General features: G+C 48.1%; 21 protein-coding genes and 1 tRNA gene. 12 read left to right on the top strand and 10 right to left on the bottom strand.

What is annotated here, in order from left to right; translation table 11 throughout:
* Positions 1-3 precede the first annotated feature (3 nt).
* The 9 genes from HWE17_RS18445 (at position 4) to HWE17_RS18405 (ending at position 11,797) form a co-directional block, all read left to right on the top strand.
* Positions 4-1,245 carry a hypothetical protein gene (locus HWE17_RS18445; protein ID WP_176389730.1) on the top strand — a complete coding sequence of 414 codons (1,242 nt, stop codon included), beginning with the start codon at positions 4-6 and terminating at the stop codon, positions 1,243-1,245.
* A gap of 11 nt (positions 1,246-1,256) precedes the next feature.
* Positions 1,257-2,087 carry a glycosyltransferase gene (locus HWE17_RS18440; RefSeq protein ID WP_176389729.1) on the top strand — a complete coding sequence of 277 codons (831 nt, stop codon included), beginning with the start codon at positions 1,257-1,259 and terminating at the stop codon, positions 2,085-2,087.
* 642 nt (positions 2,088-2,729) lie between these two features.
* A complete protein-coding gene (locus HWE17_RS18435; protein WP_176389728.1) occupies positions 2,730-3,377 on the top strand; it encodes an acyltransferase in 648 nt (215 codons plus the stop codon).
* 17 nt (positions 3,378-3,394) lie between these two features.
* Complete coding sequence (locus HWE17_RS18430; protein ID WP_176389727.1) at positions 3,395-4,528, top strand: NAD-dependent epimerase/dehydratase family protein; 1,134 nt, start codon at positions 3,395-3,397, stop codon at positions 4,526-4,528.
* Entirely contained in the window at positions 4,525-5,412 is an 888-nt protein-coding gene (locus HWE17_RS18425) for a glycosyltransferase family 2 protein (protein ID WP_176389726.1), read from the top strand. The genes HWE17_RS18430 and HWE17_RS18425 overlap by 4 nt, the downstream gene beginning before the upstream one ends.
* Before the next feature lie 278 nt (positions 5,413-5,690).
* A complete protein-coding gene (locus HWE17_RS18420; protein WP_176389725.1) occupies positions 5,691-6,929 on the top strand; it encodes a hypothetical protein in 1,239 nt (412 codons plus the stop codon).
* A 77-nt stretch (positions 6,930-7,006) separates the two neighbouring features.
* Entirely contained in the window at positions 7,007-8,191 is a 1,185-nt protein-coding gene (locus HWE17_RS18415) for a glycosyltransferase family 4 protein (protein ID WP_176389724.1), read from the top strand.
* Positions 8,192-8,373: 182 nt separating this feature from the next.
* Complete coding sequence (locus tag HWE17_RS18410) at positions 8,374-9,618, top strand: glycosyltransferase family 4 protein (RefSeq protein WP_176389723.1); 1,245 nt, start codon at positions 8,374-8,376, stop codon at positions 9,616-9,618.
* 181 nt (positions 9,619-9,799) lie between these two features.
* Entirely contained in the window at positions 9,800-11,797 is a 1,998-nt protein-coding gene (locus HWE17_RS18405) for an acyltransferase family protein (protein WP_176389722.1), read from the top strand.
* Positions 11,798-11,999: 202 nt separating this feature from the next.
* Here the strand turns inward: HWE17_RS18405 and rfbC are convergent, their stop codons facing one another.
* The 7 genes from rfbC to HWE17_RS18370 all read right to left on the bottom strand — a co-directional run bounded on the left by rfbC (position 12,000) and on the right by HWE17_RS18370 (position 18,763).
* The gene (gene rfbC / locus HWE17_RS18400; RefSeq protein WP_176389721.1) at positions 12,000-12,545 is read right to left on the bottom strand and encodes a dTDP-4-dehydrorhamnose 3,5-epimerase; all 546 of its coding nucleotides are present in this window, start codon (positions 12,543-12,545) and stop codon (positions 12,000-12,002) included.
* Positions 12,546-12,569: 24 nt separating this feature from the next.
* Positions 12,570-13,463 carry a glucose-1-phosphate thymidylyltransferase RfbA gene (gene rfbA / locus HWE17_RS18395; RefSeq protein WP_176389720.1) on the bottom strand — a complete coding sequence of 298 codons (894 nt, stop codon included), beginning with the start codon at positions 13,461-13,463 and terminating at the stop codon, positions 12,570-12,572.
* Positions 13,463-14,542: a dTDP-glucose 4,6-dehydratase gene (gene rfbB, locus HWE17_RS18390; RefSeq protein WP_176389719.1), complete on the bottom strand. Its 1,080-nt coding sequence runs from the start codon at positions 14,540-14,542 to the stop codon at positions 13,463-13,465. Before rfbB ends, rfbA begins: the two co-directional genes overlap by 1 nt.
* Before the next feature lie 108 nt (positions 14,543-14,650).
* A complete protein-coding gene (gene wbaP / locus HWE17_RS18385; protein WP_176389718.1) occupies positions 14,651-16,114 on the bottom strand; it encodes an undecaprenyl-phosphate galactose phosphotransferase WbaP in 1,464 nt (487 codons plus the stop codon).
* Positions 16,115-16,191: 77 nt separating this feature from the next.
* Positions 16,192-17,610, bottom strand: a complete 1,419-nt coding sequence (locus HWE17_RS18380) for a mannose-1-phosphate guanylyltransferase/mannose-6-phosphate isomerase (protein ID WP_176389717.1) — start codon at positions 17,608-17,610, stop codon at positions 16,192-16,194.
* Between the two features lie 243 nt (positions 17,611-17,853).
* Positions 17,854-18,213, bottom strand: a complete 360-nt coding sequence (locus HWE17_RS18375; protein ID WP_176389716.1) for a diacylglycerol kinase — start codon at positions 18,211-18,213, stop codon at positions 17,854-17,856.
* A gap of 301 nt (positions 18,214-18,514) precedes the next feature.
* Positions 18,515-18,763, bottom strand: coding sequence for a hypothetical protein (locus HWE17_RS18370; RefSeq protein WP_176389715.1), 249 nt, complete (start codon positions 18,761-18,763; stop codon positions 18,515-18,517).
* Between the two features lie 299 nt (positions 18,764-19,062).
* On the opposite strand from HWE17_RS18370, the gene HWE17_RS18365 reads away from it, so the two are divergent.
* From HWE17_RS18365 to galE, 3 genes are all read left to right on the top strand, one after another.
* A tRNA-Gly gene (locus HWE17_RS18365) sits at positions 19,063-19,136 on the top strand.
* Between the two features lie 92 nt (positions 19,137-19,228).
* Entirely contained in the window at positions 19,229-19,909 is a 681-nt protein-coding gene (trmB, locus tag HWE17_RS18360) for a tRNA (guanosine(46)-N7)-methyltransferase TrmB (protein WP_176389714.1), read from the top strand.
* Positions 19,910-20,058: 149 nt separating this feature from the next.
* Positions 20,059-21,078, top strand: a complete 1,020-nt coding sequence (gene galE, locus HWE17_RS18355; protein WP_176389713.1) for a UDP-glucose 4-epimerase GalE — start codon at positions 20,059-20,061, stop codon at positions 21,076-21,078.
* 100 nt (positions 21,079-21,178) lie between these two features.
* Here the strand turns inward: galE and rfbD are convergent, their stop codons facing one another.
* From rfbD to HWE17_RS18340, 3 genes are all read right to left on the bottom strand, one after another.
* A complete protein-coding gene (gene rfbD / locus HWE17_RS18350; protein WP_176389712.1) occupies positions 21,179-22,051 on the bottom strand; it encodes a dTDP-4-dehydrorhamnose reductase in 873 nt (290 codons plus the stop codon).
* A 177-nt stretch (positions 22,052-22,228) separates the two neighbouring features.
* A complete protein-coding gene (locus tag HWE17_RS18345) occupies positions 22,229-23,515 on the bottom strand; it encodes a Glu/Leu/Phe/Val dehydrogenase (RefSeq protein WP_035822630.1) in 1,287 nt (428 codons plus the stop codon).
* 162 nt (positions 23,516-23,677) lie between these two features.
* Positions 23,678-24,655 carry a LysR family transcriptional regulator gene (locus tag HWE17_RS18340; protein ID WP_176389711.1) on the bottom strand — a complete coding sequence of 326 codons (978 nt, stop codon included), beginning with the start codon at positions 24,653-24,655 and terminating at the stop codon, positions 23,678-23,680.
* Between the last annotated feature and the right edge of the window lie 8 nt (positions 24,656-24,663).

Below are 24,663 nucleotides of genomic sequence, written 5' to 3'. Positions count from 1 at the left end.
GAAATGATAAAAAAAATAATTTCAAAATGGAAAGTGGGGGGAATATTTGCAACTGCCTCGGTTATTGTTTTAAGAATAGTTTCAATCAGTATTGGGTTTGTTTTTATTAAAATTTATACTAATAATCTTTCTACTGACCAGATAGGTAAATATTTTTATTTAGTTACACTGTCTTATGTGATGAATTCATTGGTATTTGTTCCTATTGATTATTACTTGCAGGCAAAATTGGCATTGTCGGGGAAAACCATACCATTGGGTATGATCTGGCATTTGAACCGACGGGTGTGTCTTCTTGCTCTCTTTCTCTGTCTTTCCTTTGGTGTGCCGCTCTGGTATTTGAAAAAGATAGATTTTTCTGATCTTTTTGGAATTTATAGCACTGCATTTTTATTCTATGTCTGTAGTTTTGCCAGAGGACTGCTGAATAATCGCGGCCATAAGATTTTTGTAGTCAATATGCTGATATTTGAAAGTGTATTGAAAATCGTATTATTTCTTGTCGCCGCGATGTACTTTAGTGCGAGTGCTGAGTTATTGTTGTATTCGACAATTTTTGCTTTTTCAATTGAAATTTTAATTATCGGAATTTATTTTTCAAAACACCTTCCATATAGCTGGAGTGATGAAGGTGTCGAAAACTATCAAACTATATTTCGGAAATGCTATGCATTATCGATCGGTGCCATATGTAATCTAGCGCAATTACAATTTTACAGGTTGATGTATGTCTGGACCGGAGCGCCAGCCACTGCTGCAATATATACAGTTGTAAGTAATCTGGGCTCGTCAGGAATGGCTGCAATATCATCTATTTATGCTCAATTGTTTTTGCCAAAAATATATGCAAGTAAAGGGAAGTACACTTTAATATATATCAGAAATGCACTGATATTAACTTCATTGGTTGTAATTTCCGCACTTATTTTTGGTAAATATGCATTATTATTTTTAACAAAAAATGATTACGTCGAGTACGCACATGCAATTGGTTTTGGTGTACTGGTTGATGCCGGGAATATGGTTATAGGTGCTGCCACTGTTTTTTTGATGCTGAATAACGCTGCAAAAATAATGATTTTTTACAATGTTGTGGCAGCAATTGGATCGACAGCAGGTGGATTTCTCGTAATGACCTACTGGCCCCAGGATGCATTTCTTATCGGTATACCGATAGCGTTATCGCAGATATTTATTGCCACTTTTTTGATCTGGCATGTGGCAAGAATTAATAAAATGAAATAATGGAGGGTGTTATGGCTTATTCGGATAAGATTACTTTTGTAATCTTTACTTATAATGAAGAGGCAAGAATCGAGCGTGTAATTCGAAATTTTTCTGGATGGGCGCGTATATTAATTGTAGATAATCATAGCACGGATGCTACGCGAGATATTTCAGAAAAGATGGGTGCGGAAGTATTTTTGAATAAAAATAATGGCTGGTTTGAAGACTATGAGACTATTCAGCGCATTCAGAATAGGGTTGAAACACCTTGGCTGTACTGGGGGTTTGCAGATGAACTTCTCGATCATGAGACACTGGATGTAATTATTCAGGCAGTCGAAAGCGGTAAATATAAAATAGTCAACATCGCACGTAAAAACTATTATTATGGAAGATTTTGTCATGATGCTTATGCCGATCGGTTGAATCGAATTTTTGAGAAAGATGCTATCGATTTTGTCGGGAATGTTATTCATAGCTTTGGTAAGCCCGCAGTGCCTAACGATAAAATATTATTCTTGAATTCAAAAATATATTTTGTTAGGCATTTCATATCAAATAATGCGAAGTCTTATCTGGCGACTATAGATAGATATACTGATATACAAGCGAAAGAGCATGCCGGTTTTAGTATCTTTAGACTTTTCGCGCACCTGGCAAAAAGTTTCTTGAAAAACTATATATTCGGAGGTGCTTACAAAGCTGGTAAGCCTGGCCTGTTTATTGTTTTGCAAATGATGTATTATCAATGCATATTATTGATGAAAATATATGAAAAAGATAATTCTCTTTCCGTCGATGGAATTGAAAAGTTAAATAATTTGGTGCGTGAGAAAATGCTTAAATTCCAGAATAAATGAATAATCTAAATTTCTGTACAATAAAATTATTGTATTTTATTTCATGAAAATAAAAAACATATTTCAAGATATTAGTTTACACTGAATTTAAATCTACATAGAATTTTTATTGAGAGCATGGTGGTTATTCGCAATGGAGTAAATCTCTGGTGTTTGCACTTAAGGATTGTCCTGGTGCTAACGACTATTTTGAATAATGGAAATATCTAGCAAAATTTTCATATTGTATGTGGTCGAGATATTTTGATGGGTGGAAAATTTTAATTGCTGCAGGATTTACAAATTATTGATATGAGCCATACCAATATCAATGTTTCGGATGCTGGCAAAATTATCAAAAGAATCGATGTTGAGAATAATTATGTTGCCATAGGCGAAGGCGTTTGATCTCTTATAGTGAATTATATCGCCTAATGTCTTAACCGGACGACGTACTGCAGTCGGAGCCTACCTAGTCGTCAAAAAATATGTGCCAGAATATTCTAGAGCTGCCAGAAATTCGACGAAGTTGATCAGGCGTATTTTTTTGATCGAAATAAATGGGAAAGACATTGAAATTAGGTTATCGATGTGATTATTTTTCCAGCCTTTTTTGAATAATAAAGTGTGGATATTTGCACTAAATAATGGTATGGAGTTGCCGTGCTGAATATTTTTTTTAAAAAATATACGTCATTTAAAAAAATGGATTTTTATGATTTTTATTCATACCTTCAAGGGTTATTCGCAACAATAAAGAGCCGTTTTCTTTACTCCTATATTTTCGGAAAAGTTGGCCATAAATCATGGATAAAGAAACCGGATCAGGTTTTTGGTGCTGGACGAATTTTTATTGAGGACGAGGTCCGAATTGAGCGTGGCTCCATATTATACGCGGTGAAATGTTACGGTAAACAGGAGTACCGTAGCAGGATTAATATCGGCAGAGGAACCTTCGCAAATCGCCATCTTAATCTGACTGCCGCATTTACCATGAATATTGGTGAGGAAGTTGTGTTTGGTCCCAACGTTTTTTTGACAGATTTTGATCACGGGTATGAAGATCTCGAAAAATCCAGACTAGACACGGAGTTGGTATCAAAAGGACCGATTTCTATTGGGGATCGATGCTGGATTGGTGCCAATTCGTTTATTGGCAGCGGAGTTACGCTAGGTGAAGGATGTGTTGTTGCCGCGAATAGCGTGGTGACGAGAAGTTTCCCTTCATTTTCTGTGGTGGCGGGTTCTCCGGCCAAACTGATAAAAAAATACAATGCTGATGATAAGCATTGGGAAAAAGTAATTAAATAAATTTTTTGGAAAGCAAGATGAATATTCTTATTACAGGTGGTGCTGGTTTTATTGGTTCAAATCTGGCTCTTCATCTGATTGGGCTGGGGCATGAGATTACCGTGCTGGATAACCTGTCTCCACAAATTCATGGCATTAGCCCGGAAGTGACTTCGCCTTTGTATCAGAGTATCAAGAATAAGGTTCGCTTCGTCTCCGGCAGCGTTTGTGATGAGGCTGCTTGGCGTCAAGTATTGCCGGGACAGGACGCCATTGTGCATCTTGCTGCCGAGACCGGCACTGGCCAGTCCATGTATGAAATAAGGCGTTACGTCGATGTGAATATTGGTGGAACTGGCCTGATGCTGGACTTATTAGCCAATGGAAAGTATCAGATCAAGAAGGTCGTGGTTGCCTCATCCCGCTCCATCTACGGGGAAGGAAAATATCGCTCCGACGCACTCGGTATCGTCTATCCAGGTGCGCGCAAGGATGAAGACATGCAGGCTGGCCGCTTCGAACCGCTATGTCCTGAGACCGGTGCACCATTAAGCTTGTTGGCAACTGATGAGGAATCAAAGATTCATCCATCTTCAGTCTATGGCATTACCAAACAGAATCAGGAACAGATGGTGATGACAGTATGTGCGTCACTGGGCATTGGTGCTACTGCACTTCGTTATCAGAACGTCTACGGCCCTGGTCAATCCTTGAGTAATCCTTACACGGGTATTCTGTCTATCTTTTCGACACGTATCAAGAATGGTAATGGCTTGAGCATTTTTGAAGATGGTAAAGAAAGCCGTGACTTCGTCTTCATTTCCGATATTGTTGCTGCGACGACCTTGGCTTTAACCAAGAATGAGGCAGATGGCGAAGTGTTCGGAATTGGTGCTGGTGTCGCCACCGACGTACTGACGGTTGCACAGTCGCTGGTGCACGCTTATGGCGTCAATGTACCAATCAAGGTAACTGGCGCTTATCGATTGGGTGACATCCGACATAATTATGCCGACCTGAGCAAATCGACACGCCTGCTTGGATTCAAACCAGAGATAGGTTTTGAGCAAGGTATCAAGTTGTTCACCGAATGGGTCAATCAGCAGGCAGTGCAGGCGGATGCCTATGATGTAAGTATTGCAGAAATGAAACAGCGAGGCTTGTACAAATGACAGTCAAGACCGGACTGGTGACAGTACTATTCAATAGCGCATCGGTATTGCCTGGATTTTTCGAAAGCCTGTCAAAGCAAAAAATGCAGGATTTTTGGTTATTTATCATTGATAATAGTCTGGATGATCGTTCTTATGCGAAAGCACAAGAATTGATTAAACAATACGATTTCAAGAATGTGACATTAATACATAATACCTCGAATGTCGGTGTGGCCGCGGCAAACAACCAGGGTATTAATTTATCATTGGAAATGGGATGTGAATATGTTTTATTGCTCAATAATGATATTGAGTTTAATAATCCTGATCTGTTGGGAGAAATGCTGACATTGGCTGATGTGCGCCAGGAAAGAATGATTGTTCCCAAAATATATTTCTTTGATTCGGGAAAAATCTGGTGTGCCGGTGGTAGTTTTAATCGATGGATAGGTACTACCAATCATACTGGAGAAGGAGAGAAAGACACCGGCCAGTATGATAAGGATGGCTACACAGAATATGCACCGACTTGTTTCATGCTCATTCATCGCTCGGTTTTTGATGCTGTAGGCATCATGGATGAAAAATATTTTGTCTATCATGACGATACTGATTTTGTCTGGCGTGCAGGTTTGGCTGGGTATAAAGTCTATTATTGGGCGGCAGGCCAGGTATGGCATAAAGTCAGCAGCAGTACAGGTGGAGGAACCTCACCATTCTCGATTTACTACGGCCATCGTAATCGAATTTATTTCATCAAGAAGAATTTTTCGCCGGTACAAAAAATAGTGGCACTTACTTATTTTTCCCTTACCCGCCTTCTGAAATGGCGTTTATTTACGAAAAAATTATTTTCTTCATTTTATCGCGGAACACGTGATGGATTAAAAATGAAGCCGTAATTTCAATAATTCTGTTGACAATACAAGAGATTCAGAATGGAAATGATCGTTGCGCCCGATTTTATTTATTGAAGATCAATAATAAAATAAGATTTGTTTCCAAGAAAAGGAATTTAGTCTGAAATATCGGTGCCTGACCTAAACGGCATTTGCACATAATATTTCGTAAGTACACTTTGAAAGTGTTGATTGCAAAAACATGCAACGAAATATGAATATGCGAACTGAGCGTGCCGAAATTTTGGGGGCGCGGCAAGACCAACATCCTGGACTTATCAATGAATAATATATTTAAAAAAATACCATTATCGCCAAGAGAGCTGCTGTTATCTTCTCTGTTAATGCTCGGATTTTTGACGGTTAATTTGGAAGTGCTGCCTATGGGCGAGTATCAGCCAATTATATTGATGACCTTGGCGATGATGGCATTTTTGCAGGATGGGAAATTGTCATTTCGGCTAATGCTGTTGGCCGCCTTGCTTTTGTTGATGGCAGCAATTGGGCTGGCGTTCGGTACTACTACTGACCTGGCATCGGCGCTGAAGATATTTGTGCTAATAAGCTATATTCTTTTTGGATGGCGGCTGATTCCTTTATGCAATTTATGGGTAATGCGCTGGGTTGTTATTTTATTGTTTTTTGTAGTTATATGTGGCTTGCTAGCATCATCTCCGACGCGTGCAATATTGGGAATATTTTTCCCCAGAGGGGCGATTTATTATTATGGGTTTAATTCATTTTTTTCTTCAGAGCCTTCATATGCCTCACTGAATTTATTTGGTTTGTACATCATGTACCTATTGAATAGATCTGTCGATAAAATAAAAGATGGTGAAGGTTTTTTATTCGCATTAATCGCAGTTTTGTTGGTTGCCACCCTGTCGATTACGGGGATTATATTTGCTATGCTTATATTGTTGAATCAGTTTATAATGCACGGCGGAAAATCCATAAAATCAAAAATTATTATATATATATTGATGATTTTCACATTTTCGGCTGTTGCCGCATCTATAATTTTTAAGGAAAATTCTAGACTAGGCGTTTTCTTTAATTTTGCTCTCTCTGCTTTTGATGGTGATTTTCTTGCGAATTGGCTATTGCTTGAACCATCTTCTGTAGTCCGCTTTATATCAAATGCTGCTGGTTGGTATGAGGGAATTGGTTCGTATTTTGGTACTGGTACATTTGGTTTTGCCGGGCCGTCATCGCAAATTTATCCGGATTGGTTAAGTAGTGCATTTCGTTCCATCGATATTATTGACAAGGGGTCTTCTGCGCAAACTCCATTTTTTAATATAGTACTATATGGCGGTTATATAGGGCTGTTCTTCTATTTTATAATTTTTTTATTTATTTTAAAGCCGCTGATTGGTTTGCCGCGTGAATTTCGAATGCTTGTCATTGCTTTTCTGCTTATTTGCTCATTATGGCAGGCCGCAATTACTTATCCATTTTACTGGCTTGTTATTTCTTATCTTATACATCAGGGGTATGTAAAAAAAAATTCCTGTTGATATGCTGCTAATGTGTTTTATTCATGATCTGGCGCAGTATAAATGTTCAAGTGATTTGTAAATAAGAACTGAAAATAATGAAAAAAAAATGTCTTTTGATTCACAATGATCTATATAGTTTCGGCGGCGCAGAACTCTTCGCTATCCGCGCAATTAATACGTTAATGCGAGCCGGATATGACGTCGATGTGGTGCACTGTGGTGGTGTTCTTAATGTCAAGTCGTTATCTGATTGGTCTGGTATTGCTATTGATGAAACCCGCTTGAAAGTCATTCGGGCTTTTCCATTTCTTCAGACGCTTATTAAATCCCGCAAGGTGTCCTTGCTTCGATACGCGTTGGCATTACGTGCAGCAAAATCATACGTTTCCCAATATGATCTTGTTGTTTCGAGTTATGGAGAATTGACAGTCAGTGGGAAGAAAAATTTCCAATTCATTCATGTGCCGATTTTTTTTCATGATGCTGAAAGCTTGACCTATCTTGGGGAACAAGCATACAAGTTAAGTCGCAGACTGGCGCGCATGGTATATGTACAGTCGTGCCGTTTCATTTCAGGTTGGAACCGACAGCAAGTTGAGAAAATTGCGGCCCTTGCAAACTCCAAGTGGACGATGGGTCAGGTGAGACGACATTATCCTGAAATAGTGGCGGATTATACTTATATGGGTGCGAAGACAGAACAATGCTTTGCCGATGATGTACTTGGAAATTGGTGGTCGGAACGCCGTGATACCGTGGTCGTGTTAGGGCGTGTCGTGCCTGGCAAGCGGATTGAATTCGCTATTGAATTTGTAAAGAAAATAAGAGAGCGTGGTATAGCCGTTAATTTATTGATTGTTGGTCGCGCCGATGCGGCATACACTGCGGATATCAATAAACTGATTTCAGACAAGAGTTATGTGGAATGGAGGCAGGGACTGAATCGTGAACAACTGGAATCAGTGATTTCCTCCTGCAAATGGGGATTACATTGCGCGCTATTTGAGCATTACGGAATTTCTGCATTAGAATTGCAGCGTCTTGGATGCTTGACTTTAGTACCAAACTCGTGTGGTCAGGCAGAGTTGGTTGAGGATACAAGATTCTCTTATCAAGATATTGATGATTTGGTGGAAAAATTTTCTAATATCTATTTGGATGAGATTCTGCAAGGTATTTTAAACTTGCATCGTTCAAAGAAAGTATTGGAACATAACTTTACTCAGCATGATGAATATATGTTCAACTATATCAAGGCTTTAGAAGAAGATGATTATTGATGTGAATCGTTTTTGGAAGAGTATTCTGGCTTTCCATTGATAAAAATTAATTTTAAAAATTGAGTTTTTTGCGAGATTTTCGGGGACGACTTTCGAGAAAATACTATTTTTATTCGAATTTAAATATAAAAAAACCGGAATGGTTCTTGGCCATTCCGGTTTTTTCAGCAATAGGATTATAAATGACGAAAGTCCTTTTTTTTACGACAATTGATCCGTCACCCCGTAATAATGGTAAAAGTGTTGTACTTTCCGGTATATTCGACTACCTACAGGAAAGGCATGGAAAATATTTCAATGTGGCAGTGGTTGGTGAATTCCTTGGAAGTGATAATATTGTAGAAACCATTGAGCGACCATCACGGCTGGTGACAATTTCAAATATATTGAATTACACTTTATTGAGGCGTAAAAAAAGTATTCAAGAGTGCTTTTTTTACAGTCGCAAAATCCGTGACAGAATTCAGGCTCTTATAGCCGAGCATAAGCCGGATATGGTGATTTTTGATACTGTACGGCTGGCACAATATGTAAATGATCTGCAATTTTCTGGTGCGCGCAAGATTGTTTATCTTGATGACTTATTCTCGTTGAGATATATGCGTATGGCTGCCTCGGATCTCAAATCGATCGGCGTATTTGGTAATTTTGAAAAAAATATACCTTCATCTTTGCGATTTGCAGTAGATAAATTTGATCCTTTGAAAAAATTTATCCTTAAATATGAAGCGGATATTATAGAAAAATCAGAGATCAGGGCTACTGCTGATTGCGATATTTCGCTGTTGATCAGTTCCAGTGAGGTCGATTATTTCAAGAAACGTCATGGTGAGATGCGCCTTGCAGCCATTCCACCTTTTTTGCCTGCGACCGAAATCGTGGCGCGAAATTGGGATGAGAAGCCTAACTTCATATTTTTAGGTTCAATGAATTTACCGCATAATGTGGCGGGATTGAAGGTCTTTTTAACATCGGTATTTCCACGAGTATTAGTACACAATTCTGTCGCAACACTGACTATCATCGGTGGCGGAGTAACAGACGAACTCAAACAGTGTGGCCAGCCCTTTGGTCAAGCAGTAAAGTTTCTGGGACGTGTAGAAGAATTGTCACCGCTGCTATCTAATGCCTGCGCTTTGATTGCGCCTTTGGCTTTTGGTTCAGGGGTTAAATTAAAAATAATCGATTCTTTAGCATGTTCTTTGCCAATTATTTCAACCGATATTGGGGTCGAAGGGATCGACTTTATTCATGGCGTACATGGTGAATTGGCCAACACATGGGAAGATTTCAGTGACTCCGTATTGAAATTGTGTGACCCTGTCAAAAATAAGTATTACTCTAAAAATTGCAAAAAATTATTTGACGATATATACGCAAAGGATTCAATTTTTGACCGATATGATGATATTTTTAATCAATATTAACAATGTATTTTAATTGAATAACTTGCTCTGAAATTATTTAGAGATTTCGGATACTTTATTTTGTCTATATCGTTTTTTGGATCTTGGTAAGTTTTGTCGAATCAAATACTGCTTATGGAATTTTTTGATATGGTTCTTTTTTTATACAATGAATAAATATTCAAATCCAATTGCCGAGTCGATGCTTGAGCACCACAAAAAATACCGCCCCGATATTGATGGTTTACGTGCTGTTGCCGTCCTATGTGTCGTTATATTTCATGGATTTCCAAATTATTTGCCAGGCGGATTTGTCGGTGTTGATATATTTTTTGTAATGTCCGGGTTTTTGATTTCGACGATCTTGTTTGAATCTTTAATTGATGAAAAATTCAGTTTTTTTGATTTTTATTTACGGCGCGCAAAAAGAATATTTCCATCGCTAATATTTGTTTTGGTTTTTTGTTACTTTTTCGGATGGCATTTTTTATTTCCAAATGAATTTAAGGGGCTTAATAAACATATCTTTGGGGGGGCAATATTTCTATCGAATTTTGTATCCTTCCTAGAGAATGGATATTTTGATGTGACTGCAGATTTAAAACCTTTGCTTCATTTATGGTCGTTGGGAATTGAAGAGCAGTTTTACATCATATGGCCACTGGTTCTCTGGTTATCTTGGAAGAAAAATATTAACCTTAAATTGGTTATTCTTTCTGGTATTGCCATTTCTTTTTCTTTGAATGTTTGGAATGCTGAGGCTGATTCAAATGCCGTATTCTATATGCCCCACATGCGCTTTTGGGAGTTGCTGATTGGTGCTTTTTTGGCATATTTGAGCATATTTGAGAAAGTTAGAACTTTCCGGTTTACTAAACGTTATGCTGATCAGTTGTCATTGCTTGGTACACTAACTTTGCTCATTGCATTAATTTGCATAACTAAAGAAGCTGTGTTTCCTGGTTGGTGGGCATTATTGCCGACGTTTGCGACAGCCTGCCTTATCATGGCTGGCCCGGATGCTTGGATAAATCGAAAAATATTATCCACGCGTTTAATGATCTGGTTCGGTTTGATTAGCTTTCCTCTTTATCTTTGGCATTGGCCATTATTGTCTTTTGCTAGAATATTATGGCATGGCCATGTCAATACGAATTTGATCTGCTGTTTGATATTGCTATCGATTATTATGGCCTGGCTGACCTACAAGTTTATTGAGACTCCAATTCGGTTCGGTAAATCATCTAAAAAAAATTATTATTCTCTGACCGCGCTGCTCATGATAATCGGTGCAATAGGTATTTTTTCATTTTTTAAGGAAGGGAAGGGCGGATTGCCAAGATCTTTCTTGGCTGATAATGCGGTTAGTATTTCCGGATATGATGGCGGTTACCAAGGTCAGATCGTTGCTGGATGCGGACAAAATAGAACTGATCTTGATGTGAATTTCTCGATTTGCACCAGTGACCGACGTGATAAACCGAGATATGCGTTGATTGGAGATAGCAAGGCGTTGGCACTATATCCTGGGTTGATCAGAACTTCTGATAAAAACGGGCGTTGGTCGCTAATTGGTGGTAATGGTAGAAATGGTCCTGTGACACCAATTTTGTCCAATGAAAAAATTTATGAAGATTATCAGAAAAATGCGATAGCTGCAGTGGCGAAGATTGCGGCTAATCCAGAGTTCGAGACGGTAGTCATAGCCGCCGCAACGCGTGGGATTTTCTCGTTAAATAATATATATTCTATAGATGATTTGGAAGAAAATAAGAATTTTGATATTGCATTAGCTGGTGTTCAAAATTTCACAAGAAAAATTCTTTTGACTGGAAAAACGATAGTATTTGTAATAGATAACCCGACTTTCAAAGATCCAAATGATTGTTTGCCAAGAAGATTGCATCCTGAGTTTTTTGATAAAATCATCAATGGAAATGTAAAAGTTGAATGTAAGATGAAAATTGCCGATCAGATAAAATCGGCTAAGAAATACAGGGAACTGTTGTTGAAAGTGAAGGATTTGAATCCGGAGAAGATTCGAATATTTGATACAACAGATATTCTTTGCGATACCGCTTCTGAGTCTTGTTCCATGACAAAAAATGGACGTTTACTCTACGGCTATACCGATCATATATCAGATTATGCCGCAGGACTTGTCGGGCGAAAGCTTAACCAGTATTTGACTGCACCTTAAGTGATATTATATATATTGGATTTGCGAAATCTACGATTGCATCATTTGATCAGTGGCGATTTTATGTTGCCGATGGCGTGCCATATTTGATTGATCGTAACTGGATATTTCTAATTACAATCAATCATGCGGCCTTGCTGGACGAGCTACCTGTTGTGGCTGGGTTGCCGTGGGCGGCAGTGTGTCTGGACAGGCTTGTGGATCAGGTAAATATATCGGCTTTTGACAGGATTGTGCCGGACTTATCCTTGCCCGACAACAGCGGTTCGTCATCGAGCGGCCAATCGATTCCGATTGCCGGGTCGTTCCATAATAGGCTGCGTTCGAACTCCGGTGCCCAATAGTCGGTCGTCTTGTACAAAAATTCGGCACTATCGCTGGTCACCACGAAGCCGTGTGCAAAGCCTTCCGGTATCCATAGCTGGCGTTTGTTGGCCGCGGATAAGGTCACGCCCACCCAGTGACCGAACGTCGGTGAGCTTTTGCGCAGGTCGACGGCAACGTCGAAGACTTCGCCAGCGGTGACGCGTACTAGCTTGCCTTGCGGCTGCTGGATCTGATAATGCAGGCCGCGTAACACGCCTTTGGCCGACTTGGAATGATTGTCCTGCACGAAATCGCGCGTGACGCCGGTCAGTTCGGCAAATCGCTTCTGGTTGAAGCTTTCGTAGAAAAAGCCCCGGTCATCGCCGAATACGGTGGGCTCGATGATTAGGACGTCTGGTATGGTGGTGGTTTGAATTTGCATGGTGTGAAATGAGCCGTTCAGGCTTTAGTATATTTTTTCTTCGAGCAGGCGCAGCAGGTACTGACCGTAAGCGTTCTTTTTCAAGGGTTGCGCCAATGCCTCGAGCTTGGCGGCGTCGATGTAGCCACGACGGTAGGCGATTTCTTCTGGGCAGGCAATCTTCAAGCCCTGGCGGTTTTCGATGGTGGCGATGAATTGGCCCGCTTCGAGCAGGGATTCATGCGTGCCGGTATCGAGCCAGGCCATACCGCGGCCCATCAGTTCGACGTTCAGTTGGCCCCGCTCCAGATAGGTGCGGTTGACATCCGTAATTTCCAGCTCGCCACGTGGTGACGGGGCGATGCCGGCAGCGATATCGCACACCTGGCTGTCATAGAAATACAGGCCGGTGACGGCATAGTTCGATTTTGGTTTGAGTGGCTTTTCCTCGATGCTGACGGCGCGACGTTGCGCGTCGAAAGCGACGACGCCATAGCGTTCCGGATCGTGCACGTGATAGGCAAATACGGTCGAACCGCTAGTCCGCGCCGAAGCTTTGCGCAACTGCGTTTCAAAGTCATGGCCGTAATAGATGTTGTCACCCAGAATCAGTGCCGATGGTGCATCGCCGACAAACTCTTTACCAATGATGAACGCCTGTGCCAAGCCGTCCGGAGTCGGCTGCACGGCGTAGCTGAGCTTGATGCCCCACTGGCTGCCGTCACCCAGCAATTCTTGGAAGCGTGGCGTATCTTGTGGCGTGGAAATGATCAAGATGTCGCGTATGCCGGCCAGCATCAACGTGGTCAGCGGATAGTAGATCATCGGCTTGTCATACACGGGCAGCAGCTGCTTCGACACGGCCATGGTGACGGGGTACAGGCGCGTGCCGGAGCCGCCAGCGAGGATGATGCCTTTGCGTTCGATGGTGGTTTCCATTATTTTTGCTCCTGGGCTGTATCGCGTGCCGCGTAGTTTTTCTCTACCCACTTCAGGTAGTCGCCCGACTGGACGTCGCGTACCCATGCTTGGTTGTCCAGGTACCACTGGACCGTCTTGCGGATGCCGGTGGCGAAGGTTTCGGCCGGTTTCCAGCCCAGTTCACGCTCGATCTTGCGCGCGTCGATGGCATAGCGGCGGTCGTGACCAGGGCGATCTTGCACATAGGTGATTTGTTCGCGATAGCTGCCGGATACCTTGGGATCGAGGGTGTCGAGGATGTCGCACAGGGTGTGCACGACTTCCAGGTTGGCCATTTCATTCCAGCCGCCTACGTTGTAGACCTCGCCCAGGCGTCCCGCTTCCAGGACGCGGCGAATCGCCGAGCAATGGTCGCCCACATATAGCCAGTCGCGCACTTGCATGCCGTCGCCATAGATAGGCAAAGCTTTGCCGGCACGGGCATTGCTGATGATGAGCGGAATCAGTTTTTCCGGGAAATGGAAGGAGCCATAGTTGTTCGAGCAGTTGGTGGTGAGCACCGGCATGCCGTAGGTATGAAAATAGGCGCGCACCAGATGATCGGACGCCGCTTTCGATGCCGAGTAGGGGCTGTTGGGCGCATACGGCGTTGTTTCCGTGAATGGCGGGTCATTCGGTCCCAAGGTGCCATATACCTCGTCGGTCGAGACGTGCAGGAAGCGGAAGCCATCCTTGGCTTCGCCTGTCAGGCCGGACCAGTAAGCGCGCGCCGCTTCGAGCAGGCTGAAGGTACCGTTGACGTTGGTTGAAATGAATTCGCCGGGGCTATGGATCGAACGATCGACATGGCTCTCTGCGGCAAAATGCACGATGGCGCGTGGCTGGTGTTCTGCCAGCAGACGGGAGATGTGCGCGGTGTCGCAAATATCGCCGCGTACAAAGATATGCCGGGAGTCTTGCTCCAGGCTTGCCAGATTGCTGAGATTGCCAGCATAGGTCAGTTTGTCAAAATTGACCACGGGCTCATCGTTGAGCGCCAGCCAGTCGCGTACAAAATTGGAACCGATGAAGCCGGCGCCGCCAGTCACTAAAATCATGCTGTTATCCTTTTTCTGGAACATTGCCACAATGCCCCCACGACAAATTGTCCTGAGAGCGAGGGCAATTAAATATTCTTAAATGCAACTATTTACTTAATAACGTTACTAATATGCGCCATCTTTCTTGAAAATGACTTTAACCGTTTTCAGTAGTATGACAATGTCATTGAATAAAGACCAGTTCTTGACATACCAGGCGTCCAGATAAACGCGCGTATCATAGCTGACGTCGTTCCTGCCGCTGACTTGCCACAGGCCCGTGACCCCGGGTTTCGCTTCTAGGTAATAGTCCACCTGGGGGCCATAACGTTCCAGTTCCGCATCGACAACGGGGCGCGGCCCGACCAGACTCATTTCGCCTTTCAGCACATTCCATAGCTGCGGCAGTTCATCAAGGCTGGTCCGGCGCAGGAAGTGGCCGATCGAGGTGATGCGCGGGTCATTCTTCAGTTTGAAATCACGATCCCATTCGGCACGGGCTTCGGGATCGCGCTCCAGTAACTCCTTGAGCAAGACATCGGCGTTCACGGCCATGGTGCGGAACTTGTAGCAGAGAAAATGCTTGCCATTCTGGCCCACGCGTTTGTGGCCGTAGAAGATGGGACGGCCAGATGCCATGACCTTGGCCGCGATCCACAGCAAGATTGGGGCGCCGATGATTAACACGCAGATCGAGGCCGTCAGATCAAAGCAGCGCTTAATCAGTTGCAAGCCTGGCCGCGCCAGGTTGTTGCGCATGGTCAGCAGCAACACTTCATGTGCAAAAAAATGGTTGACCTCCATACCGTACAAGGGTAGCCCGCGTACGGCCGGTACAACTTGCATATTGGCAACGCAACGGCTGACTTGCTGAATCATGCCCTGATAAGTGTCGATGCCGCCTTGCTCCAGGGCGACAACCGTATGCGGGTCGCCCAGCAACTTGAGCGTTTGTTCCGGGTTCTCACCTAGCTGAATGCAGGGCACGGCTTGCTTGCTGCGGTTCACATAATGTTGTTCCAGACGGTCTTGGCCTTCCGGTATCAGGAACGCAATCAGGCGATAGCCCATCAATGCTTCCTCATCGAAGGCGCGCGCTGTTTGCAAGGCATTGTCACCCCATCCGATGATGACCATGGGCCGTATCCAGCCGCCAGCTTTCATCAGCAAGTATTTGACCAGGCCGCGCATCAGCAAGACACAGCATGGCACCAGCAGCCAGGTGGCCAACAGTGCCTCGCGTGAGGAGTCGCGCTTGTCGAGGAAGACCAGGGCCGCATCGATCAAGCCCATGACCATGACGATCTTCAGGAGTTCCTTGATTTCATTCGAGTACGGACGGCGTTTGGCATGATGCCCCTTCAGCTTGAAGATAGCCAGGGTGACCAGGGATAGCAGGCTGTAACTGAGCAGGCGCGAGCTGTCCAGGCCGAAGCTGTTCAAGTCGCTGGCATCGAGCGTCCATTTACCGGCAAACCAGAATGCCATGAGCAGGGCAAGTGCATCGGCAAAGGTGAGAAAATATTTTTCTGCCCTGCTGCTGCAATACCATTTCACTTCTTGTACAAAGATGCCTTCAATTGGTTTCATGATGACTTGCTAAACCTTATAAACTTCAGTGTGAATTCTTGCTGTGCCGCATGCATGGTGATGACGTATCTGTTCTATCAAACGCGGCCGTAGCGGTCTTCAAAGCGGACAATATCGTCTTCCCCAAGGTAGCTACCCGATTGAATTTCAATCAATTCCAGCGGTAGCTTGCCCGGATTGGCCAGAGAATGGACGACGCCGAGGGGAATATACGTGGACTGGTTCTCGGTCAGCAAATATTCTTTGTCGCCATTAGTGATCTGCGCCGTGCCGGAGACCACGATCCAGTGCTCGGCGCGGTGGTGATGCATTTGCAATGACAGCTTGGCGCCAGGCTTGACAGTGATCCGCTTGACCTGAAAGCGCTCGCCATTGCCGATGGAATCATAGGAGCCCCACGGACGGAAAACTTCACGGTGCATGGTGGCCTCGGGGCGCTCCCTGGCTACCAGTTGCGCAACCAAGGTTTTTGTTTGTTGTGCCTGGTCCGCATCCATGACCAGCACGGCATCGGCCGTTTCCACGATCACGGTATTGCGCATGCCTATGGCGGTGACCAGGCGGCTAGTGCTGTGTACCAGACAATCGTTGCAATCCTGAATCAGCACATCGCCATGGGCGCTATTGCTATCGGCATCTTTTTCCGCCACCTCGAGTACGGCTTTCCAGGAGCCGATATCATTCCAGCCCGCATCGAGGGCGATGGTCGAAGCATGGCTGGTGCGTTCCATGACCGCATAGTCGACGGCGATATCGGGGCTGGCGGCGTAGGCATCCTTGTCCAAACGAATGAAGTCGAGGTCGCTCTTTGCTGCAGTGATGGCAGCGCGGCACGCCGCCAGGACGGCGGGTTGGAAGTGCTCCAGCTCTTCCAGGTAGCGGCTGGCGCGGAACAGGAACATGCCGCTGTTCCAGAAGTAATCACCGTTGGCGATATATTGCTCCGCAAGCGCCAGGGCCGGCTTTTCCACGAATTCAAGTACGCGTTGGACTTGCCCGTTTGCAGCGCCCTCGGCGCGAATATAGCCGTATCCTGTTTCTGGACCCGTTGGCGTGATGCCGAAAGTCAGCAAATTACCTGCCTCTGCAGCAGTACGCGCCAGCGCGATGGTCCGATGGAACGCCGGGGTATCCAGAATGACGTGATCCGATGGCAGCACCAGCAGGAGCGGATCTTCGCCGTTCTCCATCGCATGCAAGGCGGCCGAGGCGATCGCCGGCGCCGTATTGCGGCGCATGGGTTCGAGTAACAGGCGGCTATGTTCCAGGCCGATCTCACGCACTTGCTCCGCGACAATGAAGCGCGAGGATTCGTTGCATACCAGCAGTGCTGGCGACGCGCTGTCGATATCTGCCAGGCGTTGCAGCGTTTGTTGCAGCATGCTGCCTTGAGTGGACAAGCGCAGAAACTGCTTTGGGAACGCTTCGCGCGAAAGCGGCCATAAACGTGTGCCGGAACCACCACAAAGAATTACCGGTAAGAGGGGAATAGTCATTTATGCTTCAATTTAAATTTAGTATTGGATAGAACTGAATAATTGGTCATTTGGGTATTAAAACTTGCCCGGCTTGCCGCGCTTGTATGCTGCGGCGTATGTACTGGCAAAACGTCAATATTGTCAGTGGGGGGCAATATTTTAATAAATTACAGGAATCTTTGTATTTTCTCTCGACGCGCTGGAGTCTGAGAGGCGCGCACTTTAACGCGTCCTGTATTGTAGTTTGCTACCCTGGTATTTCTACTTGGCACACAACGTTTCAAGCAAAAAAGCAACAAACACGCACACAGCCATCACACTGAGGAGTAACACTGCTCCTGCTGCACAATCCTTGGCAATCTTGATGCTCGGATGTAGCGATGGATGGAGGTGGTCGATCAGGTGCTCCAGCGCGGTATTAAATAATTCCGCAGCCAGAATCAGGCCACAATTGAGCAATAGCAGAGCCCACCACATCAGGGCAGGTTTGTACCAGCAGAGCACGATGAGTACCATCAAGGCAGCCAGGCATTGCAGGCGAAAGCTCGATTCCAGGCGGAAGGCGGCGCTTATTCCTTGCAGAGCAAATCCCATGCGCTTGAAGAAAGATTGGTTCTTCATGGCAACTGTAGCGATGGCGTGGGATATGTCAATGGCATGAAAGCGAATCTCTTAAGAAATGGATGAGGATCGCAGGCGTGATCATACGATATGGCATCATTCGTACACAGCAGAAAGACTGCTGCCAATGTTTCGATGTTTGATAAAAAGTAAAAAAGCCCGTTTTCAAATGAAAAGGGCTTTTATTGCAATAGCTAAGGATATTTGAGTATGTCAACTATTGCGGTACCAGGCCTTCATCTTTCGGCTCGAGATCAAGCTGCAGAATGGACCTACCTGTCGCTGCCTGGGCAGCCAGATATTAATGGTGGGTTGGGGTCGTGTGCGCGGTGGTCGAATCCGAGCTAGCAGCACCAGCCACAACGGCAACTGCTGCGCCGATTGCGATCAGGGCGCTCGTGCTCAGGCCGGCAACAGTGCCGCCGGCGGCAGCGCCGGTAGCGCCAGCAGCTGGTGCAGCTGCTGCTGGTGCAGGAGCTGGTGCCGATTGAGCCATGGCTTGTGCGGAAGCGAAGCACAGGATTGCCGAAGCGATCAGAATTTTCTTCATGGGATATCCTTTTAGGTTGAACAGCGGGAATGCTAAACTGTCACGCGATTGTAGCAACATTTCTCTTGCTAGTCTGCGCCACACAGTTCACGGTAACAATAATTTATTCTATTTTAGCTGTATACCAAGTTATTCACGGTGTCTGGCAGCCCACGATGTTGTTCTTCATCAACAAAAGCGCTGACGAGCCGATGCGGCCGGATTGGCTTTTTGTTCATTGTCGTGAGAATTCCTGATGAATTCGAAAGCGCCGCACAAGTTTGCCAAGTCCTTGCCATCCCGCGTAAAATGCAGGCTTCGCGGGTGTAGCTCAATGGTAGAGCAGAAGCTTCCCAAGCTTACGACGAGGGTTCGATTCCCTTCACCCGCTCCATTTTTCGCTGGCGCCTGGCTGGATGCGGCGCAGCCACTTATTTCTCCATTCCCATGTCTTCTGATACCCCAGCAAACGGCCCGGCGCGGCCGATGATGTACGATCCGACCGAACACCGCATCCGCAGTTTCGTGACCCGCGCGGGACGGCTTTCCGTGGCGCAGGCGCGCGCGCTCGAGACTCTGGGGCCGCAGTTCCTGTTGCCTTTCGCCAAGGAACCGGTGGATTTCGAGCAGGTGTTCGGCCGCAAGGCGCCCGTGATCCTGGAAATCGGTTTTGGCATGGGCGCGACGACGGCGCATATCGCCAAAGCCATGCCGGAGAAGGATTTTATTGGCGTTGAAGTGCATACGCCCGGTGTCGGCAGTCTGTTGAAGCTGATCGGCGAAGAGTCGCTGACGAATCTGCGCCTGCTGCAGCACGATGCGGTGGAAGTGCTCACGCACATGATTCCTGCCAATTCGCTGGCCGGCATCCACGTTTTTTTCCCTGATCCATGGCACAAGGCGCGCCATAATAAGCGCCGCCTGATACAGTCGCCGTTCGTCAAGCAGTTGACCGAGCGCCTGGCGCCGGGCGGCTATCTGCATTGCGCCACCGACTGGGAAGATTACGCGGTGCAAATGCTGGACGTGCTGGGCGCCGAGCCGCAACTGCGCAATAGCGCTGAGGGCTACGCGCCGCAACCGGCGTATCGTCCGCTGACCAAATTTGAAAACCGTGGCTTGAAGCTGGGCCATGGCGTGTGGGATCTGGTGTTCATCAAGAAATAACCTGGCGGTTTGCCCACCTGTGCCGTTTGCACGAGAACAAGCCTGCCGCGGCGACGCTGCAGGCTTTTTTAATGCGCGCGCTAGCGTGCGCTGGCTAGGCAAGGCGGGCGAATTACGGTAGTCTTATCTTTTTTGCATTGGTTGATATTATGTCCAAGAAAATACTCGTGACGGGCGCATCCGGTTTCATCGGTTCGCATACGTGTGTGGAATTGCTGGCTGCCGGCTTTGATGTCGTTGCGGTGGATAATCTGTGCAACAGCGCGCGCGAAGCGATGGCGCGCGTGGAGCGCATTGCCGGTAAAAGCGTGCCCTTCTATGAAGCGGACGTGCGCGACCGCGCGGCCATGGCCGCCATCCTGCGCGAGCACGCCATCGATGCCGTGATCCATTTCGCCGGCTTGAAGGCGGTGGGCGAATCCGTGGCGCAGCCGCTGATGTATATGGATAACAATGTGTCGGGCACCGTGGCCCTGCTGGAAGTGCTGGCGGCAGCGAACGTGAAGCGTTTTGTCTTCAGCTCGTCGGCCACCGTGTATGGCGATCCGGACGCCTTGCCGATCCTGGAATCGTCGCGCCTGTCCGTGACCAACCCGTATGGCCGCTCGAAGCTGATGGTCGAGCAGATCCTGGGGGATCTCGTGCATGCTGATGCTCAATGGCAAGTCGGCGTGCTGCGCTACTTTAATCCCGTCGGCGCGCATGCCAGCGGCTTGATCGGTGAAGATCCGGCCGGCATCCCGAACAACCTGATGCCCTTCATCGCCCAGGTGGCCGTGGGCCGTCGCGAGCGCCTGGCCGTGTTCGGCAACGACTACGCTACGCCGGATGGCACGGGCGTGCGCGACTACATTCACGTGGTCGACCTGGCGCTGGGTCATGTGGCCGCGCTGAACCGCCTGTTCTCCACCGAGGGCGGCTTTACCGTCAACCTGGGTACGGGCCACGGTTACAGCGTGCTCGACACCGTGCGCGCCTTCGAAGCGGCCAGCGGCCGCAAGGTGCCGTACGACATCGTGCCGCGCCGCCCCGGCGACATCGCCAGCTGCTACGCCTCGGCCGACAAGGCGAAGCAATTGCTGGGCTGGCAAGCACAGAAAAACATCGACGACATGTGCCGTGACCACTGGCGCTGGCAGCACCAGAACCCGCAAGGTTATTTAGCTTAAGAATGTGCTAACGCTACTGCCATGAATGGCGGCGCGCTGCACAATCCTGGTTATTCATGGCATAGGTCGATGCCATTGCTATGGTTCAAGCTTGGATCCCTCAGCTTTGGCAAAGCGCCAATGCGTCTTGCCAGTGCGGCAAGCCGCAGAAGGTATTCAGCAATCGCTGCGAGGACAGTAGCGAATTGGTGGGGCGCTGTGCCGGTACCGGATAGTCGCGCGCTGGTATTGCTGTCAGTTGCGGTTTCTTGATGACCGACGGATGCGCCATGATCGCTTCCGCAAAACCGAACCACGAGGTTTTTCCCTGGGCCGTCAAATGGTACAGGCCGGATTTTTCCTCCCACCAGGCTTTAGAATCTTCTGCCGTGAGGCTTTGCGCCACGATATGCGCGGTGGTATCGGCGATGGTACGGCTCCAGGTCGGCGCGCCATACTGGTCCGATACAACGTTCAGTGAATCGCGTTCTGCCGCCAGGCGGCGCATGGTCAGCAGGAAGTTTTTCCCATGTGTGCTGTAGACCCAACTGGTGCGCAAAATGAGGTGCGCAACGCCGGTAGCTTGAATGGCTTGCTCTCCCGCCAGCTTGCTGCTGCCGTAAACATTCAATGGGCAGGTTGGATCTGTTTCTGTGTACGGCTCATCTTTTTTACCGTCAAACACGTAATCGGTGCTGTAATGTATGAGTACAGCACCAAGTTTCTTTGCTTCTTCTGCGATAACGCCCGGTGCCTCGCCATTGATGCGCAGCGCAAGTTCCGGTTCGCGCTCTGCCTGGTCGACCGCGGTGTAGGCGGCAGGATTGATGATCAGGGTAGGCTTTACGCTACGAATCACGTCACGCACTTGCTGGAGATCACTTAAATCCATTTGACTACGGTCCAATGCGATGACCTCGCCCAAGCCTTGCAAGCTACGTTCGAGTTCATAGCCTACCTGTCCAGTCCTTCCGGAGATTAAAATACGGCTCATGAATGTTCCTGTTTATATTGGTGTCAATAGTATGCCTGAAGTTGGCTGGATTCATTGAAAGAGTCCACCCGTTTTACGGGTGTGATTTTGCAAATTCAACATGCTTCACCCATAAAAAATCCCGCTGCACATCGCTGTGCAGCGGGATTTTTTCAGGCAAAGTACAACTGCCTGCGATTATGGATACAAGCCGCGCACTTCGCGAGCCTGGAGAACACGCGTGCATGCCAGGATGAAGGTCGCGGTACGCATCGACACTTTCTTCTCCTGCGACACTTGCCATACCGAGTCGAACGCTTCGCGCATGATGCGGGTCAGGCGGCTGTTGATTTCTTCTTCCGTCCAGAAGAAGCTCGAGAAGTTCTGCGCCCACTCGAAGTAGCTGACGGTCACGCCGCCGGCGTTGGCCAGCACGTCCGGCACGATCAGCACGCCGCGGTCGGTCAGGATGTCGTCCGCTGCCGGCAGGGTCGGGCCGTTGGCGCCTTCCAGGATGATCTTGGCGCGGATGACTTGTGCGCGTTCAGCCGTGATCTGCTGTTCCAGCGCGGCCGGGATCAGGATGTCGCAATCGATGCCCCAGAAATCTTCGCGTGGCACGAATGCCTCGGCGCCCGGGAAGCCTTCGACGCTGCCCACTTCGGCCACGTGTGCCAGCAATTGCGGGATGTTCAGGCCGCCGGCATGCACGACGGTGGTCTTGTGGTCTTGTACCGCGACCACTTTCGAGCCGGCTTCAGCGAACATGCGGGCAGCGACGCCGCCCACGTTGCCGAAACCTTGCACGATGACTTTCGCGCCTTCGAGCGACATGCCGACCTTGGCGGCCGCATCGCAACCGACGACGAAGACGCCGCGGCCCGTCGCATCGCGGCGGCCCAGGCTGCCGCCCAGCGAGATTGGTTTACCCGTCACCACGCCGGTCGACATATTGCCGCCGATCATGGCGTAGCTGTCCATCATCCACGCCATGACTTGTTCATTCGTGTTGACGTCCGGCGCCGGGATATCCTTGTTCGGTCCGATGATCATGCTGATCTCGCTCGTATAGCGGCGGGTCAGACGTTGCAGTTCGTTGCGCGACAGGGTCTTCGGATCGACACGGATACCGCCCTTGGCGCCGCCGTATGGCACGTTGACCGCTGCATTCTTGACCGTCATCCAGGCCGACAGGGCCATCACTTCCGACAGGGTCACGTCCTGGTGGAAGCGCACGCCGCCTTTGCCCGGGCCGCGCGACAGATTGTGCTGCACGCGGTAGCCTTCGTAGTGGGCAATGGTGCCGTCATCGCGCTCGATAGGCACGTCGACCGTCAGGATGCGCTTTGGACGCTTCAGCGTTTCCACCCAGCGCGACAGGTTGCCCAGGTACGGCGTAACGCGGTCGATCTGCTCGAGGTAGACGCCCCATGGGCCCAGGTCTTCAGGATTGAGGTAGGAAGGAAGTGCGTGCTTGCTGGTCATGCTTGATAAGCTCCTGGACAATACGAATACGTTAGAGGCACAGCCGAGATGCAGCTGCGCGCAGCGGAACCGCATCGTAGGCGATAGCCTCATGCCCGGGCCAATGCTTTGTGCGCATCCGGTTATGCATTTATTGCATAGTTATATTACCAGGATTGCCAGTCAGGATCGGGCAGCCTCGGCTGCGCGCTTGCGGCGCTTGCCCATGCGCGCTTTGCCTTCCTGCGCCTGCACCAGGTACTGCCACAGGCTTTCGACGATCTGCTTGCCAGGGCGCAGGCTCGATGGGCGCTCGCGATATAAACGGATTTCCAGCTCGATTTCCCAGCCTGGCGCGCCGCCGTCGGCGCGTGCCAGATGCTTGTATTTGACGTCGCGCATGACGGCCGATTCGGGCAGAAAGGCGATGCCGCGTCCCTCCAGCGCCATCATTTTGAGGCCTTCGGCCATGTCCGTTTCGTAGCAGGTTTCCAGGAACAGGGGCGCCTTGGCGTCGGCCAGCAGCAGTTCCACCATGCGTCCCAGGTAGGCATTGCTGGTGTAGGAAAGGAAGGGCAGCGGCTCCTTGGCGCTGCCGGGCAGGACGAAGTCCGGCACCTTGTCCTGGCCGCAGCGCGCATACGCGCGCAGGGTTTCGCGGCCCATCACCAGCATGTCGTAGCGGCCCGGGTCCAGCTGCACCGGCTGGCGCGGATGGTGGTAGCACAGCAGCAAATCGCAGCCGCCGTCGACCAGCTGCAGCACGGCGTCGTGCACGTTCAGCGCCATCAAACGGCTGTTGATCGGCGCAAAACCCTCTTCCAGCGCCGTCAGCCACTTCGGCATGAAGGTCAGCGACAGGGTATGCGGCACGGCGAAATCGACGCTCGTTTGCGTGGCCGCCCGTTTGCCGCGCAACAGGGCGCGCACGCCATTGATTTGTCCCAGCATTTCCAGCGCCTGTTCGTAGAACACGGCGCCGGCCGGCGTCAAGCGCGTGGGGTAGGAGGTGCGGTCGACCAAGTCGATGCCGAGCCAGTTTTCCAGCGACTGGATGCGCCGCGAGAAGGCTGGCTGGGTAACGTGGCGCAGGGCCGCGGAACGGCTGAAGTTATGCGTTTCAGCGAGTGAAATGAAGTCTTCCAGCCATTTGGTTTCCATCGCGGCAG

This window comes from Janthinobacterium sp. BJB401 (assembly GCF_013372745.1).
Classification (GTDB): domain Bacteria; phylum Pseudomonadota; class Gammaproteobacteria; order Burkholderiales; family Burkholderiaceae_D; genus Janthinobacterium; species Janthinobacterium rivuli.
Note: the sequence above shows the minus strand (reverse complement) of the source record. Positions and strands in the feature narration are given on the sequence as shown.